We start from the raw sequence: 12102 nt of genomic DNA, 5'->3' as shown, positions 1-12102 counted from the left end.
TCCTTATCTAGACTGGGAGGACCCGTCTTGAAACGACCGGAAGAACTGTACGATGATGGGGGTGTACCGGAACGGTCGCCTGTCGCGTCGGAACTGGGAAGCGCCAAGCCCATGAAAACGGCAAGAGTGCTATTGGTGGATGATCATCCTCTCGTGCTGGAGAGCATTCGCCAGCTCCTCGACCCTCATTTCACCATTGTCGGAACCATCCAGGACGCGGGAGACATCATCGGGAAGGCCGTAGAGTGCCGGCCGGACGTGATCCTCCTTGATGCCTGTATGCCGGGCATGAGCGGATTCGTCGCAACCAGGCAACTCAAGAAGTTGTTGCCCTCCGTCAAGATCGTGCTGGTGACCATGCTGACCGAAGCCGTCTCGATCAGTGAAGCGTTCCGGGCCGGAGCCACGGGCTACGTCCTTAAACAATCTGCCTCGGACGAGCTGCGCGCGGCCATCGACAGCGTCCTGGCCAACAAGCGGTTTCTGTCGTCGAAGATCGACCCGGAGGTGCGGGAGGCGATGGAGCATGAATGGTTCAGACCCGAGGGATTTTCAAGCGATCTGACGGCCCGCCAGCGGGAAATCTTGGTGCTGCTGGCGGATGGTCGGTCTACGAAGCTGATTGCCCAGGAGTTGAAGATTTCAATGAAGACCGTGGAGTTTCACAAGGCGAACATCACCAGAAAACTCGGGGTGCATACCACTTCCGATCTCATCAAGTTTGCCCTCGCCCAGGGCATTACGTCGCTCTAAGTTCAAAACAAGTTCCTGGGTTCCGTCCCGAATTTCCTGCTTCGAATTTCGTCTTTCGAGATTCGGATTTGTAATTTTGTATTGTTAGTGGATCGACGTCAATCCCGCGGCAATGGCGTACTTCGTCAACTCGGCTGCCGTCCTCAAGCGCAACTCTTTCATGATCCTGGTTTTGTGGAACTCGACCGTTTTAACGGAGACGTTCAAGATAGACGCGATCTCCTTGGTCGCCTTACCCTCAGCCACGAGCTGCAATACCTCGCGCTGACGTGAGCTCAGAGTCGGCGCGAAGGCGCGCTCTGCATCGACGGAGGTCTCGCTCGAGGACTTGTTGACCGCCTGATCGACCAGACTCTGCGCAACCATCGGCGACACGAATGTCCGGCCTTTGATGACCTCGCGGATCGCCTGGACCAATTCCGATCCGACGGACTGTTTGAGTACGTAGCCGGACGCGCCCACTCGAAACGCCTGGGTCACGAAGTTTTGCTCCGAATGCATGGTCAGCACGATAATCTTGAGGTCCGGCTGGTGCTTCTTGAGCTGTGCCGACGCGTCAAGACCGTTCAGCAAGGGCAGGGAAATATCGACGACGACAATGTCCGGCTGCAGCTTCGCCGCCTCTGCAATGAGCGCGCGACCGTCTGCGACGATGCCGACCAATTGAAACTCCGGCTCGAGCAGTTTCTGAATGCCCTCTGCGACCAACACATGATCGTCCGCCAAGAGAATGCGATAGGGTTCCGCCATGATCACCTCGCTTCGACAGTGTGGAGTCGAGTTGAAGGTATGAAAGAAGTGTACCCAGACTTCAGGACTCGTCTCAAGGGACCAGTGAAAGCCCTTGCCAAGCATCGGCAAATGGCACTAGGGCGTCCCAAGGGAGATGCGGGTGTAAATCCAGGGATCTTTTTGGGTGGCAATAGAACTGCGCAGGCAACGGTCGGATCCCACTTGAAGGGACAAACTGTCCCTTTTGGCCTCCACCACGGACAATCTGTCCCCCGGAGCCATCCAATTCGTGAAGATATCTGAAGGTCGTGTATCCCTTGACGGCTGGAGGAGCAGAGGGGTTTTGCCAAGGCGTGCCGTCTCATGCTATTTAAGTGAGCCTGGAGCAAGGGCAATCTCCTCATTTACTCACAGCATGGGTGCACGATGATCGATCGATTCCAGACAGTGAAACTTGTTTGTCTATGCCTCTGCCTCGGTATGCTCGGCACGACTGCCGGCTGTGCCAAGCGTGCCGTTTCCTCAGCCGGCGAGCAGCAATCGCCGGCCTCCGCCAAGGCCGCCCCGGTCGAAAACATTGTGCCGGACAAGATCGTGACGTTCCCCGATCACCAGCCTGCTCCACCTAGTGCGGCCGGCGGTTCTTCGGTCGCCGCATCCCGCTTGGAACAGCCGGCTGACTCAGCACCACATCAGAGCTCCCCGCGGCCTGAATCATCGACAGGTGCCGCTGCGGTAGGGGATGCCGACCCTGTCCTGACCGACATCTTTTTCGACTTGGATCGCTACACAATCAGGGCCGATGCCCATTCCGTCCTCGATACGAATGCCCAGCTGATCAATAACCTGTCGGACAAGTCCGTGGTGATCGAAGGGCATTGCGATGAACGGGGCACTCAGGCCTATAATCTCGTCTTGGGAGAGAAACGCGCCAAATCGGCCAAACATTACCTCGAAGATCTCGGCGTGCCGGCCGGAAAGCTGAAGATCGTGAGCTACGGGGAGGTTCGTCCCTCGTGTCATCAACACGAGGAACGTTGCTGGCAGAAAAACCGCCGGGCGCATTTCACGACACGATGATTCATGCAACGAACCAGATAGGCGACGCTCCCCGCGCGGAGCATGAGGTCCCGGCGGCCGTTCTCGCCGTGCCCGGAGCATTCATGCGTCCGGCGGCGTCATTCAATCTTTTTACGACGTCGATCTTCAAAAGCCTGTCGATTCCACCGGCTGCTGTTCAGCCTCCGCCCGCCGCCGACGCGGCGGCGGAACCGTCGTCGTCTTTGCACCCGCCGGTCCTCGCGTTAACGCTGTTTCCACCGTTTCGCTGACCCGATCGAATATGTGAAAGCCGAGCCCGCCCGAGGGGACGGCTCACTTTGGCCGGACCATTGTTCGCAGTTCAACCGAAGGAGTAACGGAATGGCACGGGCAGGTATCGGTCTTGTTCTCTTGGCCGTCGTCTGGACGTTCCAGGCTTGCGGCCATTCGCCGCTTTCGGACAGCCGCGGGGTCGTCCGCACGATCCGCATTTCGGACGTCGTGAAGCCGACGACCGTCTATGCACGATCCGGGGAGGAGATTCGCTGGGAAAATCTTCGCGCCACCCCGGTGCGAATCGGATTTCTTTCCGTGCGTCTGCTCGAAGAACTGGGATGCAAGAAAGGTGTGAGCTCGTTCTTCGGGGATATCGGCGATGTCATCACGATTGCCCCTGGGGAGACGGCCAGCCTCTGTCCGATACGGTCCGGCACCCTGCAATTCAACGTCTGGTTCGACGCGGACAACCCCAAAAGCGAGATCAGTCCGACCGCGACCATCCACGTCGAAAAAACCGGTGGATGACCGCCCCGTTCATGGCCGCTCGGCACCGCTCAGAGAACGTCGCTCCAGGGGGGGCTGACGGCAAAAGTGGCATTGATCATGCCTACATGAGAATAGGATTGAGGAAAGTTTCCCGACTGAATGTTCGATCCGGGCATGAAGTGTTCCGAGAATAGTCCGACGTGATTGGCGGCGGCCTGCACGCGATCCAGAATATGGCGCGCCTCGGCGAGCCGGCTCAAGCGAGCCAGGGCTTGCGCGATCCAAAAGGAGCAGATCACGAATGCGGACTCCGGTGTTCCGAAGTCGTCCTTGCGGACATATCGATAGAAAAACCCCGTGTCCGTACCATCGCGCTTCAACGCCAAATCATCGACGATGTGCAGCACGGTGGATTCGCATAGATGGCGATCAGGATAGCCCAAGATGGCAAGTTGCGAGAGAGCCGCGTCGTGGCTAGAATCACTTGGACCGTTCCGAAGCGATCCCTCCTGCACACCACGGAGCAAGGCCTGGGCCGCTCGAAGTCGGCCGGCGGTCAAGTCCAGGGCAATCGAACGGAGGTGTCCCGCTTGTTGAATGCGTTCGAGACGTTCCAGCCCGGCCCAGCAGAGCAGATTGGTAAAGGAATGCTCCTGCCATCCGTCGCGGATTTCCCACAAACCCGCGTCCCGCTCGCCGATGCTGCGGACGCACAATTGCGCCAGGTGGCCCAGGAGCCCGTCCAGATCCTTGGTGCGCAGGTCAAAAAACCGCTCGTCGAAAAAAATCGGCGTGAAGGTCAGGATCATCTCGCCGTAGGCGTCGTTTTGAACCTGATCGGCGGCCTGATTCTGACTGCGGACCGGAACACTGTTCCGGTAGCCGGCCCAGTTGGCGTGTTCGGTTTCAGGAAGCGGAAGGCCCTGGCTGAGCGTATAGACGGGCCGCAACCGGTCGCGCGAATGTTCATGCGTATGGGCGATGTTGAGGAGAAAGTTCAGAAAGGCTTCCATCTCCTCGAAGTGCCCAAGATTGTTGAATGCAGTCAGGGCGAAATAGGCGTCGCGGAGCCAGCAGTATCGATAGTCCCAGTTGCGGGGCGCGCCGATTTCTTCCGGCAGACTGGTGGTCATGGCGGCGAGAATGGCGCCCGTGTCCTCGAAACAATGAAGCTTCAGGGCCAAGGCGGAGCGGATGACCTCCTGCTGATGCAGCAACGGAACGGAGCAATGCTTGACCCAGGTTCTCCAGTAGCGGGCCGTCTGGTCGAGGAAGTCATGGGTGACTTTGATGAGATCGTCCTCGATGCCGAGTCCCCAGGTCAGGCCGAAATAGAACTTGCGCGTCAGCGCGACCGGAATTTCCTCGCAGAGGTACGTCAACGGCATGTTGGTCAACAGCCGCAGGGATTCCCCGCGGATGTCATAGCGCAGATGCGTGTTTCCTCTCACGGGAGGAACGGGGACCTTGTCCCACCCGGACACCGGTTGACAGCTGACCCGGATGGCCGGCGTGCCGTGCAGCGGTTCGACCAATCGGAACAGCGCAGCCGGACGATAGACGCGGCCGTACTGCTCGAAACGCGGACAAAAATCGGTGATTTGAAACGCATCGCCGTTGGGGCTGGTGACCGTCGTGATCAAAATGTTGGTATTCGGCAGATACTGCTGAGTCGTCGTGGGTTCCTTGGACCCGATCGGACTTGTGATCGAGAAATGGCCTCCGTCGGGATCGAGCAGCCGTCCGAATATGGGCGGGCTGTCGGGGCGCGGCGCGCACATCCATTCCACGGCGCCGGCCGAGCTGATCAACGCGGAGGTCTGACAATTGCCAATAAGACCGTAGGGGTACATCCCCCCACCATAGGCGATTTCTCGACCGAAGTAAACGAGAGGTGAACGTATGCGCCTATCTTTAAGGTTTCTTTTTCCCCTCGCTCTCGTGTTGGCCGCTCTGGCTTACGCGGTCATTCCCTTGGTGGACAGTCTCACCTTGAAATGGTTTGTGCGGGACTTGGAGATCCGTTCCCAGCTCATCGGCCGCATGGTCGAGGCTCCGCTGGCCGATCTATTGGCTTCCACTGACTCAAAAACAAAGTTGTTGAACTATCTCAATCGGATCATCCAGGACGAGCGGCTCTTCGCCGTAGGCTTCTGCGATCGCGACAACCGTCTGGCCTATAAGACCCTGACGTATCCCGATTCGATTCCCTGCGACGGTCCCGGGACCATCAAGGCGGAACAAACCGCCATGCTGCGGCTTCCCCACGGCGCAGTTCACGTGTCGGCCGTGGGCATCGAAGCCAGCGGACGGCAGATGGGCCGCTTGATGCTCGTGCACGATATGAGCTGGGTGCAGCGGCGCAGCACCGACACCAAATGGTACCTCTTCTATCTCTTTGCAATCATCGGCGCCGTGATCTCGCTCGTGACGGTGCTCGTCGCGCACCTCAGCTGGCGCGGCTGGGTGTCGGGCGTGCAATCGATGTTGCAGGGGGAAGGATTGGTCGCTCTCATCAAGAACCAGAATCACCATTCGGAACTGCAGCCGGTGGCCCAGGATCTCCGCGCGCTGATCCACGACCTCGAAGCCGACAAGCGCATGCGCGACGAAAGCCAGATGAGCTGGACGCCGGCCACGCTCAAGGCGATTCTCCACGATCATCTGGCCGGCGACGAGGTGCTCATCGTCTCGAACCGCCAGCCCTACATTCATGTGTGGAACGGACCGCACGTGGAAGTTCAGGTGCCGGCCAGCGGTGTCGTGACCGCTCTGGAGCCCGTAATGCGCGCCTGCTCGGGCGTGTGGATCGCGCACGGAAGCGGAACCGCGGACCGCGAGGTCGTCGACGCCCGCGCCCACGTCCGGGTGCCTCCGGATCATCCGGCCTACGAAATCCGCCGCATCTGGCTGTCGCCCGAAGAAGAAGACGGGTATTACTACGGGTTCGCCAACGAAGGCCTGTGGCCTCTGTGCCACCTCGCCCACGTGCGCCCCGTGTTCCGCACCTCGGATTGGGAACGGTACAAGGAAATCAACGAGCGCTTTGCCATGGCGGTACTGGAGGAAGCCAAGACCGACAATCCGGTCGTGCTCGTGCAGGACTATCATCTCGCGTTGGTGCCGAAAATCGTGCGGGATCACCTGCCTCATGCGACCATCATCACCTTCTGGCATATTCCCTGGCCGAACCCCGAGCGCTATGCGATCTGTCCCTGGCACCGGGAGATTCTGGAAGGCCTGCTCGGCAGCAGCATTCTAGGGTTCCATACCCGTTTCCATTGCAGCAACTTCATCAATACGGTCGACCGCTCCCTGGAGGCCAGAATCGATTGGGACAGCTCCACGATTTCCCATGGCGGCAAGCTGACGACCGTCAAGCAGTATCCCATCTCAATCGCCTGGCCGACCCGGGGACAGCCGGAGCAGCCGTCCGTGCCCAGCTGCCGAACTCACATCAGGGCCATCAACGGCCTGCCCCACACCCATCGCGTGGGCGTCGGGGTCGAGCGTCTGGATTACACCAAAGGCATTCTGGAGCGCTTTCTCGCCATCGAGCGGCTGTTGGAGCTGGAACCCGAATGGATCGGTTCCTTCTCGTTCGTGCAGATCGCGGCACCCAGCCGGTCCAAGATCGACGAGTACCGTCAACTGACGGAGCAGGTCGTCGCGATGGCCGATCGCATCAATCATCGGTTCGGCCATGAAGATTATCGTCCCATCCACCTGCGGATCGAGCACCATGACCCGCAGGAAGTCACGACCTATTACCGCGGCGCCGACTTCTGCATCGTCAGCAGCCTGCATGACGGCATGAATCTCGTCGCCAAGGAATTCGTGGCGGCCAGGGACGACGAGGAAGGCGTACTGATCCTGAGTCAATTTACCGGCGCCGCGACGGAGCTGCCGGACGCGCTGGTGGTGAATCCCTACAACATCGATCAATGCGCCGCGGCGTTGCACGTTGCGTTGAAGATGCCGCCGGTCGAACAGCGCGCACGGATGCGCAGCATGCGCGGCATCGTGCAGGAGTTCAACGTCTATCGTTGGGCGGGCCGGATGTTGATGGACGCCGCGCGCATGCGGCAGCGCGCCCGTGTCGATCGGCAGACAGGCACGCGCGATACCCGGATCAGCACGAGAGGCCAGGCATGATCCATCTACTGTCGGAGGAAGGACGACGCGCGCTTGGCGCCCTGGCCGGCCGGCCGCTGCTCTATGCGTTCGATTTCGACGGCACGCTCGCCCCTATCTCGGCCGACCGGGACGGTGTCACCCTGCCGCGCGAGACGGGCGGGTGGCTGACGGAACTGGCCAAGCGAACGACCTGTGCGATCATCTCCGGACGGTCGGTCGCCGATCTGGCCCGGCGTGTGAACGGCTCAGTGCCGCATTTGATCGGCAATCACGGCATCGAGAGTCCCCTGTCGAGTCCCACAACGCTTCGCCTGGCCGAGGAGGTCTGCGAACACTGGCGGCGCGAGCTCGCGAACGAACAATCCGACTCGATGGCGGCGGCGGGCGGAGAGATCGAAGACAAGCGTTACACGCTCACCATCCACTTTCGATGCGCACCGGACCCCGCGGCCGCCTGCCGCCGCGCACTGCAGATCCTCAACCGGCTGACCCCTGCGCCTTCCCTGATCATGGGTAAGCACTCGATCAACGTTCTGCCCCCCGGCCAGTCCGGCAAAGGATCCGCGGCCTCGGCGCTCATGACCCATCTCCGTCGGGACGGTCTCTTCTACATCGGAGACGACGAAACGGACGAAACGGTGTTCTCGCTGAACGAAGGCCTGGTGATGGGAGTGCGCGTCGGGGCGGAAAACGGTTCTCGTGCCCGCTTCTACCTGGATCATCAGACGGAGGTGCAGGACGTCCTCAAACTGCTGACCCATCACCTGGACCTCACCCCAACCTTTCAAGATTCCCATTCGCCCGGCAGGGCAGGATCGATTCACGAGCTGTCACGCGGCTCGTAACAGCCCGCCGCGCAACTTCACGGCGGCTGTGCTCTCTCGACCACTCATCGGCAACCACCCCGCCGAGCCCGCATCGGTCCGGGGACTGCTCGAATCAAACGCCTCGCATCCCCACTCGAAGCAGGGAGCGGAGGGCTATTGCAAAAGACGGCAACAGCACTTACCCTTTCCGCCTTGAGGGATGCCCGCGCGGCATGCCCATCGAATTCGATCGAAAAGGGATAGTCATGACGGAAGAATGGGGAGCGGTGCTTGTCGTGGACGACGACGAGGCCCTGCGCGAAACGGTCTCCGACTTGTTGAAGGATCGGGGCCATCAAGTCACGACGGCGGCCAACGGAGCGGAAGCCCTGGTCCGCTTGAAGGAGGCCGACTATGCCGCGGTTCTGACGGATCTCCGCATGAAAGGCGTCGAGGGCCTTGAGCTCCTCTCGGCGATCAAGCGTCTCTATCCGGACATCGGGGTCGTCCTGATGACGGCATTCGGATCGGTGGAAACCGCGGTCGAGGCGATGAAACACGGGGCGAGCGACTATCTGACGAAACCGGTAAAGAAGGAGGAGCTGCTGCGGGTGATCGAACGGGTGATCCGCGAGGCCTCCCTCCGACGGGAGGTCAGCCGGCTCCGGAAGGAAGTGCACAAGGAATACAGCTTTCACCAAATCCTGGGGAAGAGCAAACCGATGCAGACCCTCTTCGACCTGATCCAACGGGTCGCGGATAGTCCGAGCAATATTCTCATCACCGGTGAGAGCGGCACCGGCAAGGAACTGGTCGCGAAAGCCATTCACTACAACAGCGACCGGAAGGCATCGCCGTTCGTGCCGGTCAACTGCGCCGCGATCCCCGAGCAGTTGCTGGAGAGCGAACTCTTCGGCCACGTCCGGGGCGCATTCACCGACGCGAAGGCGGACAAGCGCGGGCTGTTCGAGGAGGCGCAGAAGGGCACGTTGTTCCTGGACGAAATCAGCGAGCTCCCGCTGATACTGCAAGCCAAGCTATTGCGCGCCATCCAGGAAAAGGACATCCGGCGAGTCGGCGCCACGAAATCGGTCGCCGTCGACGTACGCGTGATCGTGGCGACCAATCTGAACCTGGCGGAAGAAGTCAAAGCCAGGCGGTTCCGCGATGACCTGTACTATCGGCTGAACGTCATCGAATTGAAACTGCCTTCGCTTCGAGAGCGCCGGGAAGATATTCCGCTGCTGATCGAGGCCTTTCTGCGCAAGTGCGGTCACGCGCGCGGCAATGGCGTCAAGGCGGTGGGTGAATCGGCCTTGGCCATGTTGATCGATTACGACTGGCCCGGCAACGTGCGAGAACTGGAGAACGTGATCGAGCGGGCGGTGACGTTGAGCCGCGGCGAGAAGATCCTGCCGGAGGACCTGCCGGCTCCGGTCCAAGGCTCACGGGGTGATCGCCGCATCCTCGACGAAGCAGCCGAAAAAACCTTGCCGCTGCATGAAGTCGAAAAGGAATATATTCGGAAGATCCTCGAAAAAACGGGAGGCAACAAGTATCGGGCCGCCCACCTATTGGGGATTGATCGAAAAACCCTCTATCGCAAACTCGACGAGATCGAAGGGACGGCCCAGGCGGAGGATTAAACTCCAGGCCAGTCCAGGCCGAATCGGACCGTATGAACGACGTCGGCAGTGCGTTGTCCCGTCCCATCCCCCTGACCATGCCCCTTGTCCTGACCCTGGGCATTTTTCTTGCCGATGGCTTGGCTCCTTCGGGCATCGCCGTCTCCGTACTCTACGTCATCCCGCTCCTCCTGACGTTTTTCTCGGACCGCGAACGCGCCCCGGTCGTGGTCTGCACAGCCGCCACTGCGTTGCTCTGGGCGGATCTGGCATTCAATCCTGCCGACGCACCTCCCTATGCATTGGTGAACCGGACCCTGGGCACGGGCGTGCTCTGGTTGATCGCCTGGCTCTTGGACCGGCACAAGCGCGCGACATCTTCTCTTGAGACGGCGGAGATCGGACATCACAAGGTTCTGGAGGCGATGAAGGCCGAACGGGCAGACACCCAAGGGCTTCTGACGGCCGCGCAAGAAGCACGGGCCTATGCGGAGACGGCCGTGATGGGCGCGCTCGCCGGCCGGCGGCAAGCGGAGGAACGCTACCTGATCACGCAACTCCGGCTGGAGGGGATCATTCAAGCCGCGATGGACGCCATCCTGACGCTGGACGACGGCCAGTGCATCGTCATGTTCAATCACGCGGCCGAGCGGATGTTCGGGTGTTCGAGGGCGGACGCCCTCGGGCAACCGCTCGATCGCTTCATTCCCGCCCGCTTCAGGGAGGCACACCGGCGCCATGTGGAGATCTTCGGAGGATCCGGCGTGACAGCCCGTAAGATGGGCGCGCTCGGAACGGTCACGGGCCTCAAGGCCGGCGGGGAGGAGTTTCCGGTCGAAGCCTCGATCTCGCAAGTCGCGGTCGAGGGCAAGCGATTCTACACGGTCATTCTCCGCGATCTCACCGAGCGGCGACGCATGGAAGAGCAGCTCCGCCGGACCGAGCGCATTGCCGAACTCGGCACCGTTGCCTCCGGCATGGCGCACGAGATCGGCACACCGATGAACGTCATTCTCGGACGCGCGGAATATTTACTGGATCGCGTCCGGGAAGAGCCGGTCAGGAAAGGCCTCCAGACGATCATCGTTCAGGTCGAACGGATCACGAGAGTCATGAACCAACTTCTGGCCTTTACCAGACGGAAACCACCCATGCGCGGCCCCCTCGATCTGAAGCCTGTCGTGGAAAACACGGTCGAGATGTTTCATGAACGACTGGCGAAAACCCACACCAGCCTCGAGTTGAATCTTGCCCCGCTCTGCCCCGCCGTGTGGGCCGATGCCGACCAGATCAGCCAGGTGCTGATCAATCTCATCATGAACGCACTTCATGCCATGCCGGAACAGGGCACCTTGCGGATCGGGCTTGAGCCTCGCACTGGCCATGTGGCCTTGTCCGTCTCTGATACGGGCCAAGGCATCCCGACAGAGATTGTCGGACGGATATTCGAACCCTTCTTTACGACGAAGGAGTTCGGAAAAGGCACCGGGCTCGGTCTCACGGTCGTCAAGGGCATCGTCGATGAGCATCAGGGATCCATCACGGTACAGAGCGAGCCCGGTAAGGGCACCACGTTTACAATCCTCCTGCCGAAAGCCTCGGACGGCGGCAACGCCTTGTCTCCGGCATAGTTCGGAGCACCGGAACGGGTCCGCCAGTGGGGCATCTCGCGACAGCATCGGATGGCTGTCTGTCGTCTTTCTCGTCAGTCTTCTTGTATTCGGCGACACCGCGCCGAGAAATTCCGAACTTCTTCAGCTCTCTCGTAGCAGGCACGTGCCTTGCTCGTTAAGGCCTACAGACTGCATCCTGAACGGCCTGACAATGGAGGAGTCCGTGCTTCACCGCCATGCGGAGGTCGTGTTGATCGTCGAAGACGACCGGGAGATGCGCAGCCTGTTGTGCGATGAATTCTGGAGCGCCGGCTATCAACTTCGTGAGGCGCGGGACGGAGACGAGGCGTTTCAAGCGGTCCTGCAATCCGTACCCGACCTCATCCTGACCGACCTCCGGATGCCGGCCGGAGGGGCAGAATACATCAGTCGCCTGCGCACGGTGGCACCCGCCTGCCCCATCGTCGTGATGACCGCCTTCGGCGATCCGGCCGTCAAGGCCGCCGTGCTTCAGGCAGGAGCGACCGTGTACTTCGACAAGCCGGTCAGGGTCGGAGAGCTGAAGGCCTGCATCGAGCAGTTACTGCTCGATGCTCAGAGTCTCCCTAGAAGCCAGGGCTGAACAAGATC

The 12102-nt window shown here is 60.6% G+C and carries 11 protein-coding genes; 9 read left to right on the top strand and 2 right to left on the bottom strand.

Going from position 1 to position 12102, the window contains the following annotated elements; translation table 11 throughout:
* The first annotated feature begins 27 nt into the window (after positions 1 to 27).
* Positions 28 to 753, top strand: a complete 726-nt coding sequence (locus NSJP_RS05150; RefSeq protein WP_080885856.1) for a response regulator — start codon at positions 28 to 30, stop codon at positions 751 to 753.
* A gap of 84 nt (positions 754 to 837) precedes the next feature.
* On the opposite strand, the gene NSJP_RS05145 is transcribed toward NSJP_RS05150, so the two are convergent.
* Complete coding sequence (locus NSJP_RS05145) at positions 838 to 1503, bottom strand: response regulator (protein ID WP_080885855.1); 666 nt, start codon at positions 1501 to 1503, stop codon at positions 838 to 840.
* Between the two features lie 408 nt (positions 1504 to 1911).
* Between NSJP_RS05145 and NSJP_RS05140 the strand changes: the two genes are divergently transcribed.
* The 3 genes from NSJP_RS05140 (at position 1912) to NSJP_RS05130 (ending at position 3330) form a co-directional block, all read left to right on the top strand.
* On the top strand, positions 1912 to 2565 hold the full coding sequence (locus NSJP_RS05140) for an OmpA family protein (protein ID WP_080885854.1): 654 nt from the start codon (positions 1912 to 1914) through the stop codon (positions 2563 to 2565).
* On the top strand, positions 2562 to 2816 hold the full coding sequence (locus NSJP_RS05135; protein WP_080885853.1) for a hypothetical protein: 255 nt from the start codon (positions 2562 to 2564) through the stop codon (positions 2814 to 2816). Before NSJP_RS05140 ends, NSJP_RS05135 begins: the two co-directional genes overlap by 4 nt.
* A 91-nt stretch (positions 2817 to 2907) precedes the next feature.
* The gene (locus NSJP_RS05130; RefSeq protein WP_080885852.1) at positions 2908 to 3330 is read left to right on the top strand and encodes a hypothetical protein; all 423 of its coding nucleotides are present in this window, start codon (positions 2908 to 2910) and stop codon (positions 3328 to 3330) included.
* A 29-nt stretch (positions 3331 to 3359) separates the two neighbouring features.
* Here the strand turns inward: NSJP_RS05130 and NSJP_RS05125 are convergent, their stop codons facing one another.
* The gene (locus NSJP_RS05125; protein ID WP_080885851.1) at positions 3360 to 5144 is read right to left on the bottom strand and encodes a glycoside hydrolase family 15 protein; all 1785 of its coding nucleotides are present in this window, start codon (positions 5142 to 5144) and stop codon (positions 3360 to 3362) included.
* Between the two features lie 49 nt (positions 5145 to 5193).
* Between NSJP_RS05125 and NSJP_RS05120 the strand changes: the two genes are divergently transcribed.
* The 5 genes from NSJP_RS05120 (at position 5194) to NSJP_RS19480 (ending at position 12094) form a co-directional block, all read left to right on the top strand.
* A complete protein-coding gene (locus NSJP_RS05120) occupies positions 5194 to 7446 on the top strand; it encodes an alpha,alpha-trehalose-phosphate synthase (UDP-forming) (protein WP_080885850.1) in 2253 nt (750 codons plus the stop codon).
* Entirely contained in the window at positions 7443 to 8273 is an 831-nt protein-coding gene (gene otsB / locus NSJP_RS05115; RefSeq protein ID WP_080885849.1) for a trehalose-phosphatase, read from the top strand. The genes NSJP_RS05120 and otsB overlap by 4 nt, the downstream gene beginning before the upstream one ends.
* Positions 8274 to 8467: 194 nt before the next feature.
* Positions 8468 to 9880, top strand: coding sequence for a sigma-54-dependent transcriptional regulator (locus NSJP_RS05110; protein ID WP_231989494.1), 1413 nt, complete (start codon positions 8468 to 8470; stop codon positions 9878 to 9880).
* A gap of 32 nt (positions 9881 to 9912) precedes the next feature.
* Complete coding sequence (locus tag NSJP_RS05105; RefSeq protein WP_080885848.1) at positions 9913 to 11490, top strand: two-component system sensor histidine kinase NtrB; 1578 nt, start codon at positions 9913 to 9915, stop codon at positions 11488 to 11490.
* A 205-nt stretch (positions 11491 to 11695) separates the two neighbouring features.
* Entirely contained in the window at positions 11696 to 12094 is a 399-nt protein-coding gene (locus NSJP_RS19480) for a response regulator transcription factor (protein WP_172834175.1), read from the top strand.
* The last annotated feature ends 8 nt before the right edge of the window (positions 12095 to 12102 follow it).

It is taken from the genome of Nitrospira japonica (assembly GCF_900169565.1).
Lineage (GTDB): Bacteria > Nitrospirota > Nitrospiria > Nitrospirales > Nitrospiraceae > Nitrospira_C > Nitrospira_C japonica_A.
The sequence above is the reverse complement of the archived record's forward strand: the minus strand, read 5'-3'. Positions and strand labels throughout refer to the sequence as shown.